The 23,967-nt window shown below is 72.0% G+C and carries 18 protein-coding genes; 7 read left to right on the top strand and 11 right to left on the bottom strand.

Annotated features, from left to right (window positions below):
• Positions 1-313: 313 nt before the first annotated feature.
• From DDJ31_RS35075 to DDJ31_RS35040, 8 genes are all read right to left on the bottom strand, one after another.
• On the bottom strand, positions 314-1,957 hold the full coding sequence (locus DDJ31_RS35075; protein WP_127176382.1) for an NAD(P)/FAD-dependent oxidoreductase: 1,644 nt from the start codon (positions 1,955-1,957) through the stop codon (positions 314-316).
• Positions 1,958-2,023: 66 nt separating this feature from the next.
• Positions 2,024-4,816, bottom strand: coding sequence for an AAA family ATPase (locus DDJ31_RS35070; protein ID WP_127176383.1), 2,793 nt, complete (start codon positions 4,814-4,816; stop codon positions 2,024-2,026).
• Positions 4,817-4,885: 69 nt separating this feature from the next.
• On the bottom strand, positions 4,886-6,139 hold the full coding sequence (locus DDJ31_RS35065) for a cation:proton antiporter domain-containing protein (RefSeq protein WP_127176384.1): 1,254 nt from the start codon (positions 6,137-6,139) through the stop codon (positions 4,886-4,888).
• Positions 6,140-6,238: 99 nt separating this feature from the next.
• Entirely contained in the window at positions 6,239-7,516 is a 1,278-nt protein-coding gene (locus DDJ31_RS35060) for an NAD(P)/FAD-dependent oxidoreductase (protein WP_127176385.1), read from the bottom strand.
• A gap of 146 nt (positions 7,517-7,662) precedes the next feature.
• A complete protein-coding gene (locus DDJ31_RS35055; protein WP_127176386.1) occupies positions 7,663-8,688 on the bottom strand; it encodes an MBL fold metallo-hydrolase in 1,026 nt (341 codons plus the stop codon).
• 117 nt (positions 8,689-8,805) lie between these two features.
• Positions 8,806-9,414 (bottom strand): TetR/AcrR family transcriptional regulator, encoded by a 609-nt coding sequence (locus DDJ31_RS35050; RefSeq protein WP_127176387.1) that lies wholly within the window; start codon positions 9,412-9,414, stop codon positions 8,806-8,808.
• Positions 9,415-9,472: 58 nt separating this feature from the next.
• Entirely contained in the window at positions 9,473-11,032 is a 1,560-nt protein-coding gene (locus tag DDJ31_RS35045; protein ID WP_164784830.1) for an MFS transporter, read from the bottom strand.
• A gap of 156 nt (positions 11,033-11,188) precedes the next feature.
• Positions 11,189-13,093, bottom strand: coding sequence for an AfsR/SARP family transcriptional regulator (locus tag DDJ31_RS35040; RefSeq protein ID WP_164784831.1), 1,905 nt, complete (start codon positions 13,091-13,093; stop codon positions 11,189-11,191).
• 1,452 nt (positions 13,094-14,545) lie between these two features.
• On the opposite strand from DDJ31_RS35040, the gene DDJ31_RS35035 reads away from it, so the two are divergent.
• From DDJ31_RS35035 to DDJ31_RS35025, 3 genes are all read left to right on the top strand, one after another.
• The gene (locus DDJ31_RS35035) at positions 14,546-15,136 is read left to right on the top strand and encodes a hypothetical protein (RefSeq protein ID WP_127176390.1); all 591 of its coding nucleotides are present in this window, start codon (positions 14,546-14,548) and stop codon (positions 15,134-15,136) included.
• A 148-nt stretch (positions 15,137-15,284) separates the two neighbouring features.
• The gene (locus DDJ31_RS35030) at positions 15,285-15,692 is read left to right on the top strand and encodes a YciI family protein (RefSeq protein WP_127176391.1); all 408 of its coding nucleotides are present in this window, start codon (positions 15,285-15,287) and stop codon (positions 15,690-15,692) included.
• A gap of 8 nt (positions 15,693-15,700) precedes the next feature.
• Positions 15,701-16,873 carry an RNA polymerase sigma factor gene (locus DDJ31_RS35025; protein WP_127182458.1) on the top strand — a complete coding sequence of 391 codons (1,173 nt, stop codon included), beginning with the start codon at positions 15,701-15,703 and terminating at the stop codon, positions 16,871-16,873.
• On the opposite strand, the gene DDJ31_RS35020 is transcribed toward DDJ31_RS35025, so the two are convergent.
• On the bottom strand, positions 16,858-17,340 hold the full coding sequence (locus DDJ31_RS35020; protein ID WP_164784832.1) for a MarR family winged helix-turn-helix transcriptional regulator: 483 nt from the start codon (positions 17,338-17,340) through the stop codon (positions 16,858-16,860). The genes DDJ31_RS35025 and DDJ31_RS35020 overlap by 16 nt on opposite strands.
• A 210-nt stretch (positions 17,341-17,550) precedes the next feature.
• On the opposite strand from DDJ31_RS35020, the gene DDJ31_RS35015 reads away from it, so the two are divergent.
• Together DDJ31_RS35015 and DDJ31_RS35010 are read left to right on the top strand one after the other, a co-directional pair.
• Positions 17,551-17,742, top strand: coding sequence for a ferredoxin (locus DDJ31_RS35015; protein WP_127176393.1), 192 nt, complete (start codon positions 17,551-17,553; stop codon positions 17,740-17,742).
• Positions 17,743-17,804: 62 nt separating this feature from the next.
• The gene (locus tag DDJ31_RS35010; RefSeq protein WP_127176394.1) at positions 17,805-19,019 is read left to right on the top strand and encodes a cytochrome P450; all 1,215 of its coding nucleotides are present in this window, start codon (positions 17,805-17,807) and stop codon (positions 19,017-19,019) included.
• A 31-nt stretch (positions 19,020-19,050) separates the two neighbouring features.
• On the opposite strand, the gene DDJ31_RS35005 is transcribed toward DDJ31_RS35010, so the two are convergent.
• Both DDJ31_RS35005 and DDJ31_RS35000 read right to left on the bottom strand, forming a co-directional pair.
• Positions 19,051-20,163: a hypothetical protein gene (locus DDJ31_RS35005; protein ID WP_127176395.1), complete on the bottom strand. Its 1,113-nt coding sequence runs from the start codon at positions 20,161-20,163 to the stop codon at positions 19,051-19,053.
• Positions 20,164-20,297: 134 nt separating this feature from the next.
• Complete coding sequence (locus tag DDJ31_RS35000) at positions 20,298-21,935, bottom strand: M48 family metalloprotease (RefSeq protein ID WP_127176396.1); 1,638 nt, start codon at positions 21,933-21,935, stop codon at positions 20,298-20,300.
• Positions 21,936-22,268: 333 nt separating this feature from the next.
• Between DDJ31_RS35000 and DDJ31_RS34995 the strand changes: the two genes are divergently transcribed.
• Both DDJ31_RS34995 and DDJ31_RS34990 read left to right on the top strand, forming a co-directional pair.
• Positions 22,269-22,976, top strand: a complete 708-nt coding sequence (locus DDJ31_RS34995; protein ID WP_127176397.1) for a hypothetical protein — start codon at positions 22,269-22,271, stop codon at positions 22,974-22,976.
• Positions 22,977-23,258: 282 nt separating this feature from the next.
• Entirely contained in the window at positions 23,259-23,657 is a 399-nt protein-coding gene (locus tag DDJ31_RS34990) for a lactococcin 972 family bacteriocin (protein WP_127176399.1), read from the top strand.
• Positions 23,658-23,967 lie beyond the last annotated feature (310 nt).

The raw sequence follows: 23,967 nt of genomic DNA, 5'->3' as shown, positions 1-23,967 counted from the left end.
TCAGTGCGGTGCCGACGGCGCCGTGGCCACGGACCTCGACGGTCCCGGGCGGGACCGGATATCCGTGAACCGGTGCGGTCCCAGGCTAGGAAGGGCGGCTGAGCCGGGAGAACCCCCTGCCCGCCGGGGCGGGGGGTTCTCCCGGCACCCCCTGAGCGGGGCATAGGGGGTGTGCGCGAGGCGCGGGCCCGGGTGCGGGTGACCCGCTCGCCGGCCGCGCCGGACGCGCCGGTCCGGTGGCGGCCTCGCCGGACGCGCCGGTCCGGTGGCGGCCTCCCGCCTGCCTGCCCGCGCGCGGCCGTGTGGCGGACCGCTACCTGCCCGCCCGCAGCCGCATCCGGACCAGGCCCTTGCTGGCGTTGATCATGCGGGGGCCGATCTCAGGCGGCGCGTCCCTGCGGCACCAGCGGGCGTTCATGGCCATCTTCGCCGGGGACATCGCGAAGCAGCGGGTGTCCCGCTCGCCGAACCGGAAGGACGGTGCGATGAAGTCGGCGTCCCGGATGTACGAGAGGATCGCGCGGGCCGCCTCCCCCGGGCTCTCGGTGCCCTCCTCGACGGCTTGGCACAGTTCCCTGGTGAGCGGGCCCATCCGGGTGAAGCCGGCGCTGACGGGGAGCGGGGAGCCGGGGCTGCCGTGTTCCTCCAGCTCCCGGAAGACGCGGTCGTCGCCGGTGCGTTCGAACCGGTAGTAGGCGTCCTCCAGCATGACGTTGCCGAGCATGGTGCCGAGCATCCAGGTGCGGTTGACGGCGTTCCACAGCTCGTAGTCGCGGAAGCCCACGAAGGAGCTGTGCACGATGTCGTCGTGGAAGTCGAACAGGCCCTGCTGGAGGTCCTCCAGGTAGCCGAACCTGGCCATGGACCAGTCGCCGTCGCGGCTGGCGGCGATGAGGCGCCAGCCGAGGGCGTTGACGAGTTCCATGGTGTTGGTGAGGCCGCGCGAGTACAGGGCGTCGATGAAGCCCGCGGCGTGCGAGGTGAGGCAGAACCGCTCGCCGACCACCTGTTTCGCCGAGTACTGGAGCCGCCCGGTGGAGACCCAGGGGCGGACCGCCCGCGCCTCGCGGAACTGGTGCGCGATCTCGGGGAACCGGGCCAGGAACGCGTCGAACTCCGCCTGTGGGGTGCGGTCGTCCTTGGGGTGCTTGCGGGGGTCGAGGGTGAGGCCGACGCTGCACAGCGGGTTGAGCGAGTCGGCGTGGTTGTCGAACGGGATGACCCAGAGCCAGCCGCCTTCGAAGACGTGGTGCAGGGTGCCGTGGTGCCAGGGGTTGGGCTGGTCGTGGCGGCGGGCGGCGGGGGCCTTGTCGAAGGGCTCGACGCCGGTCATGTGGGTGAACAGGCAGCGGGAGTGCGTCCTGGCGCGGGTGGGTGTCTCCCGCAGCGCGAACTTCTCGGCGAGCGGTGAGCGGAACCCGCTGCCGTCGACGACGTACTGGGCGCGGAACTCCTCGCCGCCGTCGGTGCGCAGGACGGCGCCGGTGCCGGGGTCGGTCTCGATGTCCACGATCCTGGTGTTCAGCCGCGGCTGGGCGCCGTACTTCACGGCCACGTGGAAGAGGTAGGCGTCGATGTCCTGGCGGAACAGATGGGTCTCGGTGCGCAGGACGGACGGCACGACCAGCTGGTTGATCTCCCGCGGGTCCTGGGGGACGCCCTCGCGGTGGTAGACGAACCCGAAGTTCTGCTTCTGTCCGCAGTTGCGCGAGACGTGTTCGCGGATGCCCTTGAAGCTGGACAGGGCCCGCAGTTCGGGGACTCGGTAGCGGTCGGCGATCAGCCGCGTCATCCCGGAGGTGTAGGGGATGGTGGACTCCCCCACCGCGAACCGGGGGTGCGTGCCGGCGTCGAGGAGCAGCACCTTCACGCCGTTGCGGGCCAGGACCGCGCCCAGCATCCCGCCGGCCATGCCGCTGCCGAGGATCGCCACGTCGTATCGGTCAGTGTGCTTCATAGGGTTCCTGATCCTCCTGGGATGGGTGGTGGTGGACGCCCGTGCCGGGCGCCGGGCGCCCGGGGGTCACCCGGCCAGCGCCCCGGCCTGCCGGAGATCGCCCCGGGCGCGGACCCCGAGCTTGCGGAAGACCTTGGTCAGGTGCTGTTCGACGGTGCTGACCGTGACGCCGAGCCGTGCGGAGATCTCCCGGTTGCTGAAGCCCTGGGCGGTCAGCGAGGCGACGCGTTGTTCGGCGGGGCTGAGCAGGTCGAGGCTGTGGTGCCGTTCCGTCGCCTCGGCGGGCGACGGGGTGTCGTGGGCGGGCAGGAGTTCCGCGAGGCGGGCGGCGAGCGCCGGCGCCCGGCACTCCTCGGCCAACTCAACTGCTCGGCGGACCAGTTCGGTTGCGGTGTCGGCGCGGCCCGCCCGCAGGTGGGTGAGGCCCAGCTCGGCCAGCGCGCCCGCGTACTGCACGCGGTCGCCCGAACGCTCCAGGATCGGCACGGCGCTCTTGAGCAGCGCGCCCCGCTGGGAGGGCCGTCCGACGGCGGCGAGGACCCGCAGGGAGATGCCCCGGGTGCGGGTCAACGCGTCTCCGGACAGGCGCAGTTGTTCGACGGCGAGGGCCCGTGCCCTGGTGGTGCCGCCCAGCGCGAGGTGGGCGTGGGCGGCGCCGGAGCGCCACGGGACGAGGGACGGCTGGTCCATGCGCCACCTGCGCATCAGGACACCGCAGTTGACGAAGTCGTCAAGGGCGGCGCGGGGTTGCTCGGTGGCGAGGTAGTGGTGCCCCCGGGCGTGCAGGTAGTAGAGGCCGAAGCGGCTGTCGAACAGACCGGCAGGGAGCGGTACTTCGACATATTCGGCCGCCGCTTCGTGGTCGCCGAGGTCGGTGTTGGCCTGGATCAGGTTGGCCAGCGGGCCGCCGATGCAGACGCCCCAGCTCTCCACCGGGATCCGGGCGAGGGCGTCCTCGGCCAGTTCGCGGGCCTCGTGCGGCCGTCCCTGGCGCAGGGCGATCCCGGCACGCAGCGAGGAGAACTCGGCGATCCACAGGGGGACCCGGCGGGCCCGTGCCTCGGCGAGCCAGTGGTCGCACCAGGAGGCGGCCGACGCGGTCCGGTCCGCGAAGAGCAGCGCGGAGACGGCGCAGGTCAGCCACTCGTGAGTGGTGCGTCCCAGGCGCATCGCCCGCATGGCCGCCTCGGCGGTCCCGACGACCTGCCGGCCCGGTCCGTGCCGCAGCACGTCGGAGAGCGCCGCCGCGCCCCGGGTGCGCGGGTCACCGGCGGCGGCGACCTGTCCCGGGGCGGGCCGGCCACCGGGCACCAGGCCCGGGTAGGTGACGGAGAGGAGTTCACGGGTGGCCCGCGCCTCGGCGGCGGCCAGCGGATCGGTGACGGCGGCGTCGCGTCGCCCGATCCGCTCGACGGCGTCCGCCGCCTCGACGTACCGGCCGTGCCACAGTAGGTACTTGGCGAGCATCAGCGCGTACTGGTCGGGAAGGCGTCCGTCCCGCAGGGCGTCGGCGAGTTCGACGAGGTGGCGTGCCCCCATGGTGGGGTCGAGCACCCAGGTGGCGCCGGCGAGGAGCGCCTTGAGCCGCAGCCGTTCGCCGTCGTCCCGGCAGTGCCGCAGGGCGGCTTCGAGGCAGGGCCTGGCCGACGCGGGACGGCTGGCGGCCAGATGACGTTCGGCGGCCTCCCTCAGCTGGGGGACGGCCCACGGGGCGGGGCCCGCTCCGGCGGCGACGAGATGGTGGGCGACGCGGACGGCGGGTGCGCCCTCCTCGTAGAGCCGCTCGGCGGCGCGCCGGTGCAGCACGGCGCGCTCCTGCCCGGTGCAGCCGACCAGGGCGGCGGCCGCGGTCGCCGGGTGGCGCAGCCGGCCGTCCGCGAGCAGTCCCGCGTCCTCCAGCGCGCGCAGCCCCCGGGCCCTGACGGTGTCCTCCACGTCGGCGACCCGCGCCACGGTCGGGTCCGCGGGGGTGTCCTCGCGCAGGACGGCGAGGGCCCGCGCGATCCGCAGCAGGGCGGGCCAGCCGCGGTGCAGAGAGCCGGTGACGGCGTCGGCGAAGGCGTCACCGACGACCAGCCGGGGTGCGGTGCGGTGGGTGTCGGTCGCGCCGTGCCTGCTGTCCTCGGCGAGCGCCCTGGCGAGCAGCGGGTTGCCGCCGCTGACGGCGTGGCACTCGGCGGCGAGCGCGGGCGCGAGGTCCGTGCCGACGTACGGGGCGAGGACGGCGGCGACTCCTTCGACGGTCAGCCGGGGCAGGGCGAGGGGCCGGTGTTCGGGGCGGCGGCGCAGTTCGGCACGGAGCCTGGGGTCGGCGGGACGGGAGAGACCGCGTTCAGTCAGCACCAGCGCGAGGGGGGCGTCGGAGAGCCCGCGGATCAGCAACAGCAGCCAGTGCAGGGAGAGTTCGTCCATGAACTGGACGTCGTCCAGGCACAGCAGCAGCGGGGTGCGCCTGGCCCGCCGTTCGACGGCGGCGCAGAGCCGCTGGAGGGTACGGGACACCCCCGAGTCGAGGCTCTCGGGGCCGAGCCTGGCGAGGGTGCCCGAGGTGGCGTGCCCGGTGCGGTCCTGGTGTGCCGCGGTCCCGGGCGGATCGGTCAGGTCCGCCGGTACCGGGCCGCCGGCGCGGGTGAGCTGGCCGAGGACCGCACCCGGGGTCTGCCGTTCGGCCAACGAGGCGATCGCGCACCGGACTTCGAAGCCGTGTTCTCTGGCCCGGTCGCCGACGGCGGCGAGCAGGGCGGTCTTGCCGCAGCCGATGCCGCCGGTGATCAGCGCCACCTGCCCCTCGCCGCGGGCGGTGCGCTGGATCATGTCGGTGAGTGTGGTGAGCTCCTGGTCCCGCTCGACCAAGTGCATGCCTGATTCCTTTCGGTCCCTGTCCCGTCCGGTGCGGCCGTCTGGTTCCCTCGCAGGCGGTGCCGCGTCTCAGGGGGCGGCGCCGATCCGTTCCCTCACGGTGTCCGCGTCGGTGTCCGGCTTCGGCCGGCCGGCCTCGATACGGGTGAGCAACGGGCCGGTCATGACCGTCGTCACCACCGCCATGACGACCATCAGCGAGTACAACGCGTTGTCCAGGAGCCCGAGTTGGAGTCCGATGCCGAGGATGACCAGTTCGGTCAGGCCGCGGGTGTTCATCAGGGCCGCCAAGGTGGCCGCGGAGCGGGGCGGGAGTTTGGCGGCGCGGGCGCCCAGGTAGGTGCCGCCGAACTTGCCGACGACGGCGACCAGAAGGATGAGGCCCAGTTCGCGCAGTCCCGCGACGCCGACGCCGCCGAGGTCGACCTGGAAGCCGGCGACCACGAAGTACACGGGCAGCAGGATCGACGTCAGGTGGCTGGTGCGGTCGTGGACGTCGGCGCGCAGGGCGCGGGCGCCCTCGCGGGGCACGATCAACCCGAAGAGGAAGGCGCCGAAGATGTGGTGCATGCCCATCGCCTCGGTGGCCGCGGCGGACAGCAGCGCGCCGATCAGGACGACGGCGAACTTGAGCGGTCCCGGCTCGGCGGGGCGGTCGCGCGGTACGAGGCAGCGGCGCAGCAGCGGGCGGACGACGCCCACCATGACGGCCAGGTAGGGCGCCATGAGCAGGACCCGCCAGTGGTCTCCGCCCGCGCCGACCGACGCGTTGACCCCGGCCAGCGCGGACCAGGCGACCACGTCGACGAAGGCCGCCGTGGCCAGGGCGATGCCGCCGATGGCGGTGCGGCTGAGGCCGCGTTCGGTGAGGATGCGGGCCAGGACCGGGAAGGCGGTCACGGAGACGGCGAGCCCGACGAACACCACGAAGGTGGCGCGGTCGCGGACCTCGTGGCCGGGCAGCAGCGCGAAGGCGAGGGCGACGCCGCACAGAAAGGGCACGGCGGTGGAGCCGACGGCCGCGGCGACGGTCGCACGGCCGTGGCCTTTCATGGTGGTGGCCTCCAGTTCGAGGCCGACCACGAACATGAAGAGGGCGACGCCGAGGTTGGCCACGCCCGAGAGCACGGGCCGTACGTCGGCGGGGAAGAGGGTGTCGCTCAACGCGCCGTCGAGCAGGGTCGGACCGAGCAGCACGCCCGCGAGGATCTCGCCCACGACGGGCGGTTGTTGGATGCGGGACGCGAGATGTCCGAGCCCGCGCGCCAGTACAAGAATGATCGCCAGATCCAAGAACAGGACCTGTAACTGATGACTGCTCATTTCCCCCGGACCCCCGCCGTTGTCGCATACGTGTGACGCTGTGGAAAAAGGTCCGGGGCGGCCGTGGCGCGTGGTGCGACGGCCGCCCCGGAGATCCGCTCAGTTCGACGGAGTGACCGTCCCCGACTCCTGGTCCGAGATCAGGTCGTCCAGCGTGATCTGGAACAGCGGATGATTTCCGCTGAGGCCGGAGATGAGGGTGACGAAGTCGTCGGCCGGCTTCCGCTCGTGCTCCGGGTCGATCATCTCCTGGGCGAGGCTGTGGTAGAACTCCTTGTATTTCGTCTGGTCGTAGAAGCGTTCGACGAACTCCCGGATCTCGTCGAAGAATCCGGAATACGCGGTGGCGTACCGGTCGAGGGCCTTCGCCTCGATCTCGGGGTGCTTGATGATCTGGTCGACGATCTTGGCGAGGGTGCTGCCCGCCATGCAGGCGAGGGCGACGCCGGTGGAGAACAGCGGGTCGACGAAGGCGGCGGTGTCGCCGACCAGGACCCAGCCGTCCCCGTAGAACCGGTCGGAGTGGTACGACCAGTCGCGGGCGGTGCGGAAGCCGGCCGACTGGCGGGCGCCGGCGAGCATCTTCTTGAGCTTGGTGGTGCGGTCGCGCTGGGCGTGGAAGAGGTCTTCGAGCGACTGGCCCGACTCACCGGCGCTCGCCACCCGCGTCACGTACCCGACGCTGATGGTGCCCTTGTCGATGGGGATGGCCCAGAACCAGCCGCCGTCCAGGCCCTCGATGAGGATGTTGGTGTATTCGTCGCCCTCGAGGCGCTCGCAGTTGTCGTAGTACGTCCACACGGCGACGTTGCGCAGCTCGTCGTGCCATTTCACGTCGGTGTAGCGGCGGCTGAGCACCCGGGCCTGTCCCGAGGCGTCGATGACGAGACCGGCCCGCACCTCGCGGACGCCGTCCATGCCGCGCAGGGCGTAGCGGACGCCGACCACCCGGCCGTCCTCGTCGATCGGCTCCTTGACGGTGGCGTCCTCGATGATGTGCGCGCCGAGTTCGCGGGCCCGGTCGAGGATCAGGGCGTCGAGGTCGGCGCGGCGGGTGTGGAAGGCGTACGGGTACTTGCCCTTGAGGAAGCCGAATTTCCACGGCACCTGGTTGTTGCCCCAGACGAGGCTGCCGCCGTACTTCCGCTCGAAGCCGCGCTGGTCCATGCGTTCGGTGAGGCCGAGTTCCTCCATCGGCTTCATGAAGGCCGGAATGAGGGATTCACCGACGTGGTAGCGCGGAAAACGCTCCCGGTCGAGCACCAGTACCCGGTGGCCGTTCTGTGCGAGAAGGCCGGCCGTCGTAGCTCCGGCCGGGCCTCCTCCGATGATGACGACGTCGTAGTCGGCGGAAATACCGTAAGGACTTGACGGCATGCTGTGACCTTCCCGTAGACCCTGAAGCGGTGTGGAAGCGCGCGGGAATCGGCGAATTCGACGGGTCGCCGTATTGCGCTTCGACAGTGTGCCGGGGGTTGTCTACAGAAGGTCTGTAGCAGTTCTGGATACGTCCTGGACGACTTCTACAGGGACGCCCGCCACCGTGCCGCGCGCAGGGTCTTGGAGGCCCCGATCGCCAGGTCCCACAGGTCGTCGCGGGGCCGGCCGGCCGTCTGCCAGGCGGTGGTCACCCGTCGCAGCGGTTCGAGCGGCGGCTCGGCGGAGAGCAGGAACGTCGCCCAGTGCATGGGCGTCAGGATGCGCGCCCCGAGGTCCTCGCAGGCCCGTACGGCTTCTTCGGGGGAGGTGTGCACGGGGTGCAGCATCCAGCGTGGCGCGTAGGCGCCGATCGGCAGGATCGCCAGGTCGATGCCGGGGTAGCGGTGGCCGATCTCGCCGAACCAGTGGCCGTATCCGGTGTCGCCCGCGAAGTAGACCCGGGGTCCTTCGGGCGCGGTGAGTGTCCAGCCGCCCCACAGGGTGCGGCAGGTGTCGGTCAGTCCGCGCCTGCTCCAGTGGTGGGAGGGGACGAAGTCGAAGCGGACGGGGCCGAGTGGTCCGGGCAGTTCGACGGCTTCCCACCAGTCGAGTTCGGTCACGTGGGTGAATCCGTGCCGTCTGATCCAGTCGGCGAGCCCGGCGGGCACCAGTAACGGGGTGGTGGGCGGCAGCCGGTCCAGGGTGGCGGTGTCGAGATGGTCGTAGTGGTTGTGGCTGATGACGACGGCGTCGATGTGCGGGACGTCGGGCCAGGGGACGCCGACCGGGGTGACCCGTTCCGGGGTGCCGACGATCTTGCGGGACCAGACCGGGTCGGTGAGGACGGTGAGGCCGCCGATCCGCACGATGAAGCTGGCGTGTCCGACCCAGGTGAGGGAGAGGTCGCCGGGCGCGACGTCGGGTACCGGGGCGGGGTCGACGGGCAGTCGGGCGAGTTGGTCGAGGGTGTGCGCGGGTGGGCGCAGCCGCTCGCCGCGCAGGGCGAGGCGGACGAAGTCGGTCACTCCGGGGAGCGGGGAGGTGAGCCGGTCGGCGAAGGAGGCCGGCCACTCGCGCGGCTCCCCGAGGGGGCGCGGTGGCGACAGCGGCGGACGGGCGGGAGTGGTCATCGGAGGTCTCCAGCGGTCGGGAGAACGGCGGCCGGCCCCGCCCCTCCCTCGGACACTGGGTGAGCGGGGGTCGGGCAGGGCCGGTCGCGGCCACGGACGTTCAGGTGCGGGCGGGCCTCATACGAGGACGCCGCCGAGGACCGTTTCGATCATGTCGTGGATCTGGCCGTCGGTCAGCGGCTTGCCTTGGCCGAGGAAGAGCCGCAGGATCACCACGCCGGCCAGCATGTCGACCACGTTGGTGAGGTCGACGTCCGCGCGGACCTCGCCCTTCTCCCTGGCCCGGACGAAGACGGCCTCGACGGCGTCCCGCCAGGGACAGACCCAGGTGTCCATGTGGCTGGAGGGGAAGTTGGGGTCGCTGACGGCCTGAGCCGCGAGATGCGGCAGGAGCCGTCCCTCGGGTGCGTTGAGGAGTCCGTCCCGGAGCCAGCGCGTCATGGAGAGGAGGTCCGTGCGCAGGTCGCCGGTGGCCTCGACGTCGAAGTCCGCCATCAGCGTGTCCAGCGCGCTGATGATCATCTCTTCCTTCGAGCTCCAGCGCCGGTACACGGTGGCCCGTCCCACGCCCGCCCGGCGGGCGACCTGGTCCATCGTCAGCCCCTGGAAGCCGGTCTCACCCAGCAGTGTCACCGTGGCCTGGATGATGGCGGCGTCCGCGTGGTGGCTGCGCGGCCGCCCTATGGGGCGGGATGCGGTCTGCCGGTTCTCTCGCGTCTCGTACATCTACGCAGTCAACCTCTCGGTATCACCGTCTCAGACCATGCACGCCACCGAACGTTCATCATACGTGCTCCGTGACGGGACGGGACGGGTCGGCGGGGGTCTCGGCGGTGGGGGTGGCGCCGCCTCGGGGCATCCACCCGAAGACGACGGCGGCGAGGACGAAGACCACCACCGCGCCCCCGATCAGGGCGGTGTCCATGCTGTCGACGTAGGCCCGGCGGGCGGCCTCGGCCAGCGCCCGGCCCTGGGGGCCGAGCTTCTCCGCGACGGCCAGGGCGGCGCCGACGGTGTCCTTGGCGACGTCGGCCGCCTCGGCGGGCAGTCCGGCGACGAGCGGCTTCATGTCGTCGCGGAAGCCGGTGCTGAGGACACTGCCGAGCACGGCCACCCCGATCACACCGCCGACCTGGCGGAAGGCGCTGGTGATGCCGGACGCCTCGCCCGACTTGTCGTCGGAGGCGGTGGCCAGCGCGGTGTGCATGGCGATGGCCAGGGTCAGGCCGATGCCGATGCCCAGCGGCACCTGGCAGAGGGCGACGGCGAGTTCGCTCGACGCGACTCCGGTGGTGGAGAAGACCAGCAGCCCCGAGCACATCAGCAGCAGCCCCGTCACCACCGGGCCGCGTGGTCCGACCCGTGGCGCGAGCCGCTCGGCCGCGCCCGCTCCGATCATGACGGCGAGCACCACGGGAAGCATCCGTACGCCGGTGCCGAGGGAGGAGTTGCCGAGGACCGCCTGGAGGTAGGGGCTCAGCATGAACAGGAAGCCGGTCATCGCGAAATGCACCAGGAGCAGGGCGAGGACGGACGCCCCGAAGCGCCTCTCGCCGAAGGCCCGCACGTTCAACAGGGGGTGCGGGGTGGTCCGTTCACGCAGCACGAACAGGCCGAGCAGCAGCAGGCCGATCGCGGACCCGCCCAGGGTCCTGCCGCTCAGCCAGCCGTCTTCGGGGGCCCGGGTCAGGGCGAAGGTGAGGGCGCCGAGCCCGAGGACGGACAGGACGGCGCCCTGCCAGTCGAACGCGTGCTCGCGCACACCCCTGTGTTCCGGGAAGAGGAAGAGGCCCGCCACCATGGCGACGACCAGGATCGGGATGTTGATGAGGAAGACGGAGCCCCACCAGAAGTGCTCCAGCAGCCAGCCGCCGGCCAGCGGGCCGATCGGCAGGCCGAGGGCGACTCCCGCGGACCAGACGGCGAGCGCCCTCGCCCGTTCCCGGGGCGCGAACAGCACGGGCAGCATGGCCAGCGACACCGGGGTGACGATCGCCGCGCCGAGTCCCATGAGCGCCCTGGCGAAGATCAGCGATCCGGAGCTGTCCACCACCGTGGCGAAGCCCGAGGCCAGGCCGAAGACCGCGAGTCCGGCCAGCAGCAGCCGCTTGCGGCCGACTCGGTCGGCGAGCACGCCGAACGGGAGCATCAGGCTGGCGAACACGAGCAGATAGGCGTTGTGGAACCACTGGAGGTCGGAGTTGGAGGCGCCCAGCGCATCGACCAGCTCGGGCATGGCGACGTAGAGGATCGTCGCGTCCAGGCCGTTGACCAGCACGCACATCACCAGGACGGCTAACGCCCACCAGCGCTTAGGGCTGTTCCACACTGCGACTGCGGACACAGCTCCCCCTTTCGGAGTTTTGATACGAGACTGACTCGTATCAAAACACGGAGGAACCGGCCCCTCACCCCCGGATTCCGTCCTAGGGGTCGGGATTCAGCCTGTCGAGTGAACAGGGGGTCGCTCGACAGGACCGGCGGCGGCCCGGACGTCGGATCAGCCGGTGCGCAACTCGTCCTGGTCGGCGACGACCTGCTTCAACCGGGCGGGTCCGAGCCGCTGGGACAGCACCCACTCAGCCTCCGCGCACTCCCCCGCGTAGGTGAGGGTCAGATCGTCGAAGCGGTAGCTGCCTGCCCCGACTCGCGCCAACAGCCCCAGGTCGGCGAGGAGTTCGAGGTGGCGCAGGACCTCGGAGCGGTTCACCCCGAGCAACTGGCCGGATTCCGGTACCTCGACCACCGCCAGGCCCGTCCTGCTGAGCAGCCGGAAGAGATGGGCCGTCGTCGCGGGCAGGGCGCGGTAGCTGGCGGTCAGCGAGGAGCGGACGCTCATCCCGTCCTCGCCCGCGACCGCGAGCAGGTCGAGCCGGGTGACGGGGTCCTCGTAAAGCGCGGCCAGCCGCTCGGGCGACGCGTCCGCGTCCTCCTGGAGCGCGGCGGCGGTGATGCGGATGCCGAGCGGGATGCGACCGCACTGCTCGACCAGGCGCCGGACGGCGTCCTCGTTGCCCGACACGACCTCGCGGCCGAGGAGTTCACCGAGCAGTTCGGCGGCCGGACCGGGCTCCAGCGGCTTGAGGCTGATGCGGTGGGCGCCGTAGCGGGCCACCATGCCGCGCTGCGGGCGGCGGCCCGTGACGATCAGACAGGCCGAGCCCTGCGGAACCAGCGGCTTGATCTGCTCCGTGTCGACCGCGTCGTCCAGCAGGATCAGCACCCGCTTCTCGTGCAGCAGACTCCGGTACAGCGTGGCCCTGCCGTCCAGGTCGACGGGCAGGGCGGCCCGGCTCACCCCCAGGCTCTCCAGCAGCTTCCCCAGGATCTCGAACGGAGTGCGGGGCCGGTCACCCGTTCCCGCGAGGTCCGCGTAGAGCTGCCCGTCGGGGAAGCGGGCGCGTAACTCGTAGCCCAGCTCAAGGGCCAGGGCGCTCTTGCCCACTCCGGGCGGACCGTCGATCACGAAGATCGGGGTGGCCCTGCCACGCTCGGTTCCGGTCCGCGCGAGCACCTCCCTGGCCTGCTCGATCTCGACCTCCCGGCCCACGAACGTACGTGCGCGAGAAGGGAATTGACACATGGTCAGGCCGCTGCCGGGGATGACGGGCCGGCCGTCCTCCGCGCGGCCGGCCATGTCGCGGCGTGCCCCGGACGACGGTGCGGCCGGTGCGGCCGGTGCGGCCGACGACCGCGGGACGGCGTCGTCGACCGTGCCGGCCAGGATCCGGGCGTGCAGCCCCCGCAGCTCGGTCCCCGGTTCGATGCCGAGTTCCTCGCGCAGATGGGCGCGCGCGTCGCCGTACGCCTGGAGGGCGTGGGCCTGCCGGCCGCTGCGGTACAGCGCCAGCATCAGCAGATAGCGCAGCCTCTCCCGCAGCGGCTCCTGGGCGATGGCCTCGCCCACCACGACGATCGCCTCCTCCCGGCGCCCAGCGGAGATCATGCCGGCGATCCAGTCCTCCGCCGCGGAGAAGCGGATCTCCCGGAGCCTGCTGCGCTCGATCGCCGCGAAGGGGCCCGGCACCCCGGCGAGCGCGTCACCGCGCCAGAGCCCCAGCGCCTGGCCCAACTGCTCGAAGGCGGCCTGCTGATGACCCCGCGCGCCCAGGCGCCTCGACTCCTCGCACTGCCGCACGAACAGGACGGCGTCCACCGCTTCGGGCGGCAGACACAGCTCGTACCCGCCCGCCCGGGAGAGCAGCACACCGTCCGACTCCCGGCCCCGCCTGGCCGGGTCGAGCGCCCTGCGCAGCCCCGCCACATACGTGTGCACGCTGTTCAGCGCGGTGTTGGGGGCGTCAGGGCCCCACAACGCGTCGATGATCTGCCCCGGTCCGACCACCGAGCCCTGCTGAGTGGCGAGCAGGGCGAGCAGGGCCCGCTGCTTCGGTGGCCCCACCACCACCTCCGCCTCTCCCCTCCACACGCGTAGCGGACCGAGGAGTTGTACGGACAGAGCGTCGTCTGCAACTGACATGGATCCCCCAGATCGGAGGCGCGGCCTCACCGTGCCGCGCCCGTGATCGATGCGCAGAAGGACGCGCGGAGCGCCGTGCGCGGGCACGCTGTCGACACCCGCTCACGCTCCGTCCCCCGCCGTGCGCCATTGACATATCTCTGATGCATATCCATGGTGCCCAGTACAAAAGATATTCGAACACATGCGGATACGAGGGGACAACGGTCCACGACGGCTCCGCGGCGATACCCGCGACAGCGCTCCCCGTTCTCATGTGCGACCGATGTTCCCCCAGTGATCCGCACCCCGTTAACCCTACGGATCGGGTGCGGGATGCACCGGGTTGTCCACGGAACCTGCCATTTCCTGCACAGCACCAATACCTCTCGCATCCCCGGCGCCGAGATCGTCGCGCTTGCACGCGCACACGACCGAACCGATTCCCGAGATGCCGCCGGACGCCTTGGGGCGGCCCGCCCCCGCGGGTTCCGTCGGCCCGGTCGGCGGCTGCCGCGACCAGCGGAGAACCGTCATTGACCGGAATTCCGACCTCCAGAAATGCGGTGCCGGGGAGCGGTCCGCCACCGCGGTCCCGCCGCACCGCCCGTGATTCCGCACGAGCCCGCCCCCGACGACTCCACGGTTCATGGAATGCCCATAAAGAGATTAGAGGCCGGTCCGCACTGATCGGGTCGGATTTACGCGGTGAATTATCCGGCACCGGCGCCCTGTTCACATGATCGGCGTTCACATGATCGGCGCATGCGACTGATCGAGGCGCTCTACTTCTCCGATGACGGTGCGGCGGATTCACGGCCGCCGGGCGGACGGCTCCGCCTGGCCGCCCCGGGAAACACACGAGGCCCGTCCGCACAAGCGGACGGGCCTCGACTGTGAGCGCCGGGCAGGCCTTGCACCTGCATTTCCCCGCAGGAAGCGGGGCGTCTTTCCTTGGACCACCGACGCAGTGCGGGACAACCGGAGTTGTGGTGACCCGCTCAAGATCTACTATAGCGCTTCGTAGACGCCTCGCGCGCCACCCGCCCCGGAGGCGCCCGGACCGCCCGACGGCCGCGTCCTGCGGGCGGGCGCACGAGGAGCGACGCCGTGGTCGCGCGGCTATGCTCGGAGGTGGCCGAGGCTCACTCACCGGGCCGGTCAGCGGCGGCCTCGGGAGTCAAGGGCACGCCAACGCCCCGGCCGGTCCCAGAAGCCGGTCCGCCCATGCCCGTGGCGCTCACGGCGTGAGGGACGGCACGTTCCGCGCTCTCCCCGGCGGAGCCCCCGGCGCGACCGGGGACGTCGGCCCTGACCGACCGGCGTCGTGAGACGCCCGCTTCGGGACCGTCGACGCCAACTCCCCTTCTTCCCGGGGCCGGTTCTGGAGGCCAGGTCATGAAGGTGTCCGTGCTGGTGCTCAACTTCCTTCCCCTGATCGTGTTCTCGTTGCTCGCGCGGGTCCTCCCCTCGAACGGGATCGGCGTCGCCGGCCTGGTCGCCGCGGTGCTCGCGCTCGGCGCTCTCCTCCTCAGCCGCCCGATCCTGCCGCCGAAGATCATCAGCGTGCTGTCGCTGGTGGTGTTCGCGGTGATCGCGGCCCTGGGCCTCACCCTCGGCCGGCAGGACGACGCGCGGCTCGCCACCTGGGGCGGGGCCGGCGTCGGCGTCGTTCTCGGGCTGCTCATCCTCGCCCTGGTCCCGGTCATGCCCTTCACCGAGCAGTTCGCCCGCGAGCAGGTCCCGCGCTCCGCCTGGGGGTCCCCGACGTTCCGCCGGGTCAACCGGGTGCTCAGTACCGCCTGGGGCGTCGCCATCGTGGCCCTCGGCGTCTCGCGGATCGTCGCCGCGTCCCTGGAGCGCTTCCACGCGATCGAGGTGATCTTCGGCCTGATCCTGCCCGTCTGGATCATCGTGCAGATGCTGAGGTTCACGAAGTCCTACCCGGAACGGGTGGCCCACGGGGGCGCGGGCGGCGGCCCGGACTGAGCGGCGAGGGGTTTTAAAGAATCTTCCGCCGACTTCCGCCGCCGATGTCGAGAACCCGTGACCGGCTCCGTCCCCGCTTCGAACGCCACCACCGCGTCCCCCCCCCGCCACCACAATGGGGGTCGCACCAGCATCGAGGAGAACCACGATGGCCAAGTACCTGCTACTCAAGCACTACCGGGGCGCCCCGGCCGCCGTCAACGACGTGCCGATGACCCAGTGGACGCCCCAGGAGATCTCCGACCACGTGCAGTACATGAACGACTTCGCGGCACGTCTGGAGAAGACCGGGGAGTTCGTCGACGGCCAGGCGCTCGCCCCCGAGGGGACGTTCGTGCGCTACGACGGTGAGGGGCGCCCGCCAGTCACCGACGGCCCGTTCGCCGAGACCAAGGACCTCATCGCCGGGTGGATGGTGATCGACGTCGACAGCTACGAGCGCGCCGTCGAGCTGGCCGGTGAGCTGTCGGCGGCGCCCGGGGCGGGCGGCCGGCCGATCCACGAGTGGCTCGAACTGCGCCCGTTCCTGACCGCGCCGCCCACCATCACGGAGTGACTCCGGCGATGGACGAGGCCCTGCTCAGGAGCCTCACACCGCACGTCCTCGGAATCCTCGTCCGCCGCGGAGCCGACTTCGCGGCGGCCGAGGACGCCGTGCAGGACGCCCTCGTCGACGCCGTCCGCGTCTGGCCGGCCGACCCGCCACGGGACCCGAAGGGCTGGCTGGTGACGGCGGCCTGGCGGCGGTTCCTCGACGCGACCCGCGCGGACACGGCCAGGCGCAGGCGCGAGGACCTCGTCGAGGACGAACCGGCGCCGGGCCCCGCGGCAGCCGCGGACGACACCCTCCGCCTCTACTTCCTGTGCGCCCATCCGTCGCTGACGCCGTCGTCCGCCGTCGCGCTCACCCTGCGCGCCGTCGGCGGCCTCACCACCCGCCAGATCGCGCGGGCGTACCTGGTCCCCGAGGCGACCATGGCGCAGCGCATCAGCCGCGCCAAGCGGACCGTCTCCGGGGTGCGGTTCGACCGGCCCGGCGATGTCGCCACCGTGCTGCGCGTCCTGTACCTGGTCTTCAACGAGGGCTACTCGGGCGACGTCGACCTCGCCGCCGAGGCCATCCGGCTCACCCGGCAGCTCGCGGCGGCGATCGACCACCCCGAGGTGGCCGGGCTGCTCGCCCTCATGCTGCTGCACCACGCCCGGCGCGCCGCGCGGACCGCGCCCGACGGCAGCCTGGTGCCGCTCGCCGCGCAGGACCGCGGCCGGTGGGACACCGACGCGATCGCCGAGGGCGTGGCCATCCTCCAGGCGGCCCTGGCCCGCGATCGGCTGGGCGAGTTCCAGGCCCAGGCCGCCATCGCGGCGCTGCACGCCGACGCGCCGAGGGCCGAGGAGACCGACTGGGTGCAGATCGTCGAGTGGTACGACGAGTTGGTGCGGCTGACCGGCAGTCCCGTCGTGCGGCTCAACCGCGCGGTGGCCGTCGGGGAGGCCGACGGGCCGCGGGCGGGCCTGGCGGCGCTCGCCGCGCTGGACGACTCGCTGCCCCGCCACACCGCCGTCGCGGCCTATCTCCACGAGCGCGACGGCGATCTGCCGAGGGCGGCCCTGCTGTACGCGCGGGCGGCCGGGCAGGCCACCGACACCGCGGAGCGCGACCATCTGACCCGCCAGGCGGCCCGCCTCAACTCCCTTCGCGGGCAAGGGGGCACGCCGCCTCACTCGTCCCGGTAGACGTCCGTCACGCGCTTGATCACCGCCGCGGCGGCGTGGAGTTGGTCGGGGGTGAAGTCGTGCAGGGCGTCGGCGAGCCAGAGTTGGCCGGTCGCCTCGGCGCGCGCCACAAGGTCTCGGCCATTCTCGGTGATGCCGATCCTGCGCACCCGGTGGTCGTCGCCCGGCTCCTTGACGGTGGTGACGAGACCTTCCTCCTCCAGGGTCCGCGTCTGGCGGGTGACGTGGGACGCCTGGACCAGCAGGGCGTCGGCGAGGTCACCCATCCGGTAGGGGGCGGGAGCCGCCGCCAGGACGCGCAGCAGGGCGAGCGAGGCGCGGTCGATGGGCACGCCCGACTGCGCGCGCAGCCGTGCGTGGGTGCGGGCGCTGGCCACGGCGTACGCGAGGTCGGACAGCGATCTGTACAGCTCAGCCGTGGAGGGGGCGACAGATCCGGAGCGAGCGCCGGGCAAAGAGGAAGTCACGTCCCGATGATGACTCACACAACTCCCCTCGCACAGCCGGGCCGTGAGCCCTTCCGTGACGCGTTCCCGGCGTGCGGCGCGCACCCCTGACCAAAAAGATGCCCCATACACACATCACCCTTCCGCGCCATGTCACCGGAGTGCTACTTTCCGTCGCGATGGCTTGCTTTTGTTAAGTAACTGGAGAGTCCCGGGCGAGGAGTGACGACCATGCGTGTCTCCGTGGAGAGCGACAGGTGCTGCGCGGCCGGCCAGTGCGTCCTGGCCGCACCCGACGTCTTCGACCAGCGCGACGAGGACGGCGTGGTCGTCCTCCTCGACGACCGGCCGCCCGCCGACCGGCACGCCGCCGTCGTGGAGGCCGCGCAGCTGTGCCCGGCGGCGGCCATCGCCCTGTCCTGACCCGCCCCGCCCGTCCCGGCTCCCCTCCCCCACACCGCCGGCACCCCGCTGGAAGGACCCCGATGACCCAGACCTCCGCCGCACCTCCCGCCTGGACCTCCCGCCGCGCGACGGGCTGCCCCTTCGACCCGCCCCCCGCCCGCTCCGCCCTCATCGGAGCGGAACCGGTCTCCCGGGTGACCCTGTGGAACGGCCGGGCCGCGTGGCTCGTAGCCCGCCACGCCGACCAGGTGGCGCTGCTGCGCGACGAACGCATCAGCGCCGACAACCGGCGGCCCGCCTACCCCAGCGTCAGCGCCGCCTCGGAGGCCACCCGCGCCCACAACCGCGCGTTCATCACCATGGACGAGCCCGAACACAACGAGCAGCGCCGCAAGTTCACCGGCGACTTCACCGTCCGGCGCATGGAGGCGCTGCGCCCGCGCGTCGGCGCGATCATCGACGGACTCCTGGACGCCATGGAGAAGGCAGGACCGCCGGCCGACCTGGTCACGTCCTTCGCGCTGCCGCTGCCCTCGCTGGTCATCTGCGAACTGCTCGGCGTCCCCTACGAGGACCACGCGTTCTTCCAGCGGGCCAGCGCGTGCATCGTCGACACCCGCAGCACGGTGGAGCAGGCACTGGCCGCCTCCACCGAACTGGTCTCCTACCTCGGTGATCTCGTCGAGCGCAAGGTGTCGGAGCCGGGCGACGACCTCCTGAGCCGGCTCGCGACCGAGTACCTGGCCACCGGCAGGAGCACCAAGGAGGAGTGCGCCAACGAGGCCCGGCTGCTGCTCGTCGCCGGACACGAGACGACCGCCAACATGATCGCGCTGGGCACCTGCGCGCTCCTCCAGCACCCCGCACAGCTCGCCGCCGTACGGGACGGGGACGCCCGGTCGGTCGCCAACGCCGTCGAGGAACTGCTGCGCTATCTGACCATCACCCACATGGGACGACGGCGGGTCGCGCTCGCCGACATCGAGATCGGCGGTGTGACCATCAAGGCCGGGGACGCGGTGATCTGCGCCAACGACCTCGCCAACCGCGACCCCGAGGTCTTCGACGAGCCCGACGCCCTGCGCGTCGACCGCGAGGCCCGCCGCCATCTCGCCTTCGGCTCGGGACCCCACCAGTGCCTCGGCCAGAACCTGGCCAGGGTCGAACTCCAGCTCGCCTACCCGGCGTTGCTCCGGCGCTTCCCCCGACTGCGCCTTGACCGCCCGCTGGAGGAGGTCCCCTTCCGCACGGACATGGTGGTGTACGGGGTCCACGAGCTGCCGGTCGCCTGGTGACGACCGGCCTCCACCCGGGCAGGGCCGGGCGTCACCCGGACGACGACCCGCGCGCCTCGGCCGCCTCCCGCGCGGCGGCCACCGTCGCGTCCCTGACCTGGCAGTAGTAGGCGGCCCTGTCCGCGCGGTAGCGCCAGGGCAGCGCGTTGACGTGGCCGTCGACCAGCTTGAACTGTTCGAGCGCCGCCTCGTCGCGCCCCTGGAGCGACAGGTAGAACGCCAGCAGGTGGCGCAGTTCGGGGAGGCGCGGGTGCGCCGGGTCGGCCGCGGCGGCGTCGGCGAGCCCGGCGTCGACCCGCGCGATCATCTCCGGGGTGCGGTCGGCCTCGGTGTCCTCGGACGTGTCGTGCTCGAAGTGCGCGATCAGCGGCAGCGCCGTGAGCAGGCTGCCGGGCGGCGCCTCGGCCGCCGCCCGTTCGGCGAAGGCGAAGGCGAGCCGCTCGGAGCCGCTCCACTTCTCCGACCAGTACTGGAGGGCCGAGAAGTGCGCCTCGAAGTGGTGCGGGGCGCGGTCCGTGATCCGCGACCACAGCTTGTCCATCTCGGAGTTGGGGTAGCCGAGTCCGAGGGCGACCCAGATCTCCGCGATGTAGGGGGTGGGGTCGTCGGGGTTCAGGGCGGCGGCGCGCGCGACGTCCTCGCGGGCCGTCCGCAGGGTGCGGTGGAAGCCTTCGAACTGCTCCTCCGTCGTGTACCTGGCCCGCTTCGCGCCGCGGACCTGCCAGGCGAGGACCACCGTGCTGCGGGCGCGGACCAGCGCCGCGTCCGGGTCGTCGGCGCGCGCGGCCTCCCAGGCGAGCAGCCAGCCGTCCTCCTCCCCGGCCAGTTCGCCGAGCAGGTAGGCGAACGCGGACCGCGCCTCCCAGTCCCGGCCGATCGCGGAGAGCAGGTCGGCGGCGGGCTTCCAGTCGCCTGCGCGGACCGCGTCGAGCGCGGCCCGCCAGTCGGCGGGGAGCGGCGCCGCGTGGACGGTGTTCTGCCGCTCGGCCGGCAACAGGCCCAGCGCGGCGGCCGCTTCGGCGGCCTGTGTGCCGTCGTCGGGGCTCGGGGAGAAGAACTCCTTGAGGAACACACCGCCGAGCCACAGCGCGAACAGCAGCGTGGGGACGGCCAGGATGCCAAGGATCCACAGCAGGATGGTCATGGGGGTGAGGGTGTTCCGTTCTCGGGCCCGGGAGTGGGCCCGGGGTCGCGTCGCGTTCGGTCGAGGTCGGGGGCCGGCTGCGGCTGTCCGGCCCGGGACCGGTGCCCGGCCCAGGCCCGGTCCTGTGGTGTCTCTCAGACCGGCTGTGGTGCGGGGGGCAGCAGGGCTCGGAGGGGAGCCGTGTCGGGCCGGTCGGCGAGCGCCGCGTCGAGTGCGGCCTTCAACGTCTCCTCGGTGCTCGCGTCCGGTGTGCCGTCCGGCTCGGCCGCGCCGGGCAACCGGGCCGTCGCGGCGTGCTCCCAGGAGAACTCCCAGCGCAGCAGCGAGCGGGCGCTGAACTCGGCCAGCACCATGCTGCGCAGTGAGTCGCGCAGCACGGGCCTGGCGAACTCACGGAAGGCCCGGCCCTTGGACGCGAGCGCCTCCTCCGACAGCGGCAGCCGGTGGGCGAGTTGCCACAGCCGGCCGTCGTCGATCGCCGTCAGCAGGGCGGGCAGGGTCGCGGGCTCCTTGCTGTAGGCGGCCAGGGCCCGTCCGAGCGGGGTGTCGAGTGCCGCCAGGTTCTCGGTCATCGCCGTGTCGAGGAGTTCCTGCCAGTCGGCGGCCCGGCGGAAGGCGCGCGCCTCGTCGGTGAGGACGGCCTCCTCCAGCGCGGCCAGGGTGCGCGCGGGGTCGGTGAGCAGGTCCAGCGCGGCGCCCTCGGCCTGTGCGGTCCGGCCGTCGGCGGGCAACTCCTCGATCCTGCGCACCCGTTCGGCGATCGGAGGGTGGGAGTCGTAGGGCGAGGCGGGTTCGGTCGGCAGCCGTCGGCGCAGGCGGTCCAGGTTCTCCTCGCGGGCGGCCAGCATCCGTCCGAAGCCGCCGAAGAACTCGCCGCGCGGGGGCATCAGTCGGGCCGGTGCGCCGAGGACGGCGTAGGAGCCGAGGTAGAAGTCGTGCGCGGTGGCCAGTACCGGGATCTCGCGCAGCGCCGACGCGGTCGTGTCGCGTCCGGTGATCCGGGCCGCGGCGAGGTCGGCCGCGAACTCCTGGGCGCGCGCCGTGGAGAGGGTGGAGCGCAGATAGAGCTTGGCGTAGGCGGTGTAGAGGGCGGCCATGGCGCGGTAGGTGAAGCCGGCTCCGGCGGTGTCGACCTCCCTGGCCTTCTTGCCCCTGGTGATCCGTCTCGCGGCGGCCCGCTCCTGCCGGGCGCGCTCCGCCGCCGTCCTGTCGTCGGCCTTGGCGTGGAACTGGTCGACGGTACGGGCGAGTTGGGTCCGGCCGCGGACGACCAGGGCGGAGAGGCGGGTGTCGCCGCCGGTGAAGTGGCCGTACTCGTGGGCGAGCACCGCGCGCAGTTGGGCCTCGCTCAGCCCGGTCAGCAGGGGTACGCCGAGGTAGAGGCGGCGCGGTCCTGGCAACAGGCCGAGCAGCCGCGGCTGTTCGCTGACGGCGGCGTTGACGTCGCCGGTCAGCAGGATCTCGTCGGGGGCGCGGGTGCCGGTGGCGTCGGCGAGTTCGCGGACGAGCGCCCAGAGTCGGGGCTCGTCGGCCTCGGTGGCGCGGACCCCGTCCGGGCCTTCGCCGCGAGGTGTGCGGAGCATGAGGAGGCCCTGCACGACGGGGATCGCCAGCAGGACCGAGACGAAGACGACCTTGAGGGCCGACAGGCCGTTCAGCCGGGTGAGCGCCAACACGTCGAGGCCGACCAGCAGAGCCAGCAGCAGCAGGCTGAGCAGGTAGAAGCCGCAGAGCAGTACGACAGCGCGCAGCGCGCGCGGAGTTGCGCCCATCGGGCAGATCCCCCACCGGACCGAGAGAAACAGGAACATGTCGGACAGCCGGCCGGGTGCCGGCCGCTGCCTGTGGTGCGTCGTGGGGGAAGGCGGAGTATGCCCCATCGCAGGTCAGGAGGGCAATCCGGGCCTTCGGGGGCCGGCTGCGGGGCACCGCGGTGGTGGTCGGGGACCGGCCCGTGGGAGGCCGCTCGTCGCGTTCTGGGAATTCCGTGCCCTCCGAGTGAACCAACGGTGCGGACAAGGGCTCTTGCAGCAGGAATGACGGTCCATGAACGCGGGGCGAGCGTGTGCCGCGTGCCAGGACGCACACCCGAAAGGTGACGACCCGTGAGTGATGAGCAGCAGGCCGATCTGCCGTACGGATCGCCGTCCTCCGATCCCTCCAACGCTGTCTATCGCAGCCAGGTCGGAGGGATTTGCTTCGAGGCGACGGAACACACCGACAGAATGAGCCGGATCGCCGACCGGGTCGCCGAAGCGGGCGTCCGGGTACCGGATTTCCACGAGGCGCTCATGGAGGCCGGAGAACTCGCCGTCCGTTTCCGTTCGGCACGGGAGCGTGCGGTCGCTCATTGGAACGCGGTCACCCGTGAACTGGTCATCGACCCGCTGCACGGAGATGTCAGGGACGACAAGGACCGGCTGGCGGGGGTCGCCCTGTTCGGGATTCTCGACGCCGCGTCCGAGGGCGAGCGCGCGGGGTGGGAGCAGTACACGCAACCGGGCTACGCCGATTACATCGACGAGTGGGCCGAGCGGGAGGGGATGACGGCGGCGGGGTACTACGGGCGGGAGATGGAGCGGATCGACTTCGACAACGTCCAGCGCCATAGGCGGATCATGGCGTGCTTGGGCAGAGCGGGAACCGGCGCCGACCATCTCCGCGATCTGCCGGGCGACTTCGACTCCTTCTACGCGATGCGGTGCCGCCCGGGTGCCGGGGGCGAGGCCCCGCACGTCGAGACCTACCGGCTCCGCTACGAGGCGCTGCGGCCGGGGCCCGTCGTCGTCCGGCAGCGCGGCCCGGTCGACTAGCCGGCGCCCGAGGCGCGTCGGGCCCTCCCGGTCGCGCCGACGTGCCCTCTGTCCCCTCAACACACCCTCTCTCCCCTCAACACACCCTCTGTCCCCTCAAGACACAACGAGCCTCGCGACCCGCGTGGTGGAGGAGATCCGACCGGCGGATCAGGCCACTCGGGAGCGGAAGGGAAAGAGTCTGACCCAACTCCTCGCGCATTCGCCTTGCTTCGCAGTCTCTTGCCACTCACGTTCGGCCCGGAATTGCCACCGGGTGATCTCATGTAAGGACGTACACCCATGAAGTCTTTTGGAAAAGCTCTCGCTCTCGCCGCGGCGGGCGCCGCCCTGAGCGCCGGTGTTCTCGCGTCGCCCGCCAGCGCGCAGACCGCCCGGCCGCCCGCCGAGTTGGGGAAGGTCTCGGAGTGGGGAATGAAGAAGATCACCGTCAATCCGTCCGCCGTGACCCCGAAGACGGTCGAGGAAGTCGGCGGGGGCACCTGGACCTACGGCACTGAGATCACCGCCGAGGGCAAGTTCTGCTACTCGTACTACTTCCACGGCTCCGAGATGCACAAGTCGACGGCGAAGCTGGGCGATGTCAGCAAGTCGGCGACGGCGGCGGCGGGCGCCACGTCCAAGGCGAGCCTCACCGGCAGCTTCCTCAACACGTGCACCGTGTACTGGGGCAAGAGCTAGGAATTCCGGGAACGGGGTGGCCACCGGCCACCCGGGGCGGGGCCGTGCGACACGGTCCCGCCCCTCCTCGCGTCACGGGCACATGATCCCTTCGAGGACCGGTGGGCATCGCCCGTACGGAGCCGGTGTCCGGAAGCGGCGGAGCGAGGCGGACCGTCGGTCCGGATATCGTCCGGCTGAATTCCATCGGGGGTGGGCCGAAAAGCGTTCTCGAAATGTGGCGCCCCCGTGGGGGTGGGGTGCGCGGACCGTGCGCGCGGTGCCCGCACGTGCCGTCCAGCCCTCGGGCCGCGCCGAATGGATGCCGTCC

The sequence above is a fragment of the Streptomyces griseoviridis genome (assembly GCF_005222485.1).
GTDB lineage: Bacteria > Actinomycetota > Actinomycetes > Streptomycetales > Streptomycetaceae > Streptomyces > Streptomyces hintoniae.
Note: the sequence above shows the minus strand (reverse complement) of the source record. Positions and strands in the feature narration are given on the sequence as shown.

What these genes read in the sequence shown, in the direction of transcription:
- DDJ31_RS35075 (WP_127176382.1), bottom strand. Translation starts at nt 1,957, where the DNA reads ATGAAGCACACTGACCGATACGACGTGGCGATCCTCGGCAGCGGCATG.
- DDJ31_RS35070 (WP_127176383.1), bottom strand. Translation starts at nt 4,816, where the DNA reads ATGCACTTGGTCGAGCGGGACCAGGAGCTCACCACACTCACCGACATG.
- DDJ31_RS35065 (WP_127176384.1), bottom strand. Translation starts at nt 6,139, where the DNA reads ATGAGCAGTCATCAGTTACAGGTCCTGTTCTTGGATCTGGCGATCATT.
- DDJ31_RS35060 (WP_127176385.1), bottom strand. Translation starts at nt 7,516, where the DNA reads ATGCCGTCAAGTCCTTACGGTATTTCCGCCGACTACGACGTCGTCATC.
- DDJ31_RS35055 (WP_127176386.1), bottom strand. Translation starts at nt 8,688, where the DNA reads ATGACCACTCCCGCCCGTCCGCCGCTGTCGCCACCGCGCCCCCTCGGG.
- DDJ31_RS35050 (WP_127176387.1), bottom strand. Translation starts at nt 9,414, where the DNA reads ATGTACGAGACGCGAGAGAACCGGCAGACCGCATCCCGCCCCATAGGG.
- DDJ31_RS35035 (WP_127176390.1), top strand. Translation starts at nt 14,546, where the DNA reads ATGAAGGTGTCCGTGCTGGTGCTCAACTTCCTTCCCCTGATCGTGTTC.
- DDJ31_RS35030 (WP_127176391.1), top strand. Translation starts at nt 15,285, where the DNA reads ATGGCCAAGTACCTGCTACTCAAGCACTACCGGGGCGCCCCGGCCGCC.
- DDJ31_RS35025 (WP_127182458.1), top strand. Translation starts at nt 15,701, where the DNA reads ATGGACGAGGCCCTGCTCAGGAGCCTCACACCGCACGTCCTCGGAATC.
- DDJ31_RS35015 (WP_127176393.1), top strand. Translation starts at nt 17,551, where the DNA reads ATGCGTGTCTCCGTGGAGAGCGACAGGTGCTGCGCGGCCGGCCAGTGC.
- DDJ31_RS35010 (WP_127176394.1), top strand. Translation starts at nt 17,805, where the DNA reads ATGACCCAGACCTCCGCCGCACCTCCCGCCTGGACCTCCCGCCGCGCG.
- DDJ31_RS35005 (WP_127176395.1), bottom strand. Translation starts at nt 20,163, where the DNA reads ATGACCATCCTGCTGTGGATCCTTGGCATCCTGGCCGTCCCCACGCTG.
- DDJ31_RS35000 (WP_127176396.1), bottom strand. Translation starts at nt 21,935, where the DNA reads ATGGGCGCAACTCCGCGCGCGCTGCGCGCTGTCGTACTGCTCTGCGGC.
- DDJ31_RS34990 (WP_127176399.1), top strand. Translation starts at nt 23,259, where the DNA reads ATGAAGTCTTTTGGAAAAGCTCTCGCTCTCGCCGCGGCGGGCGCCGCC.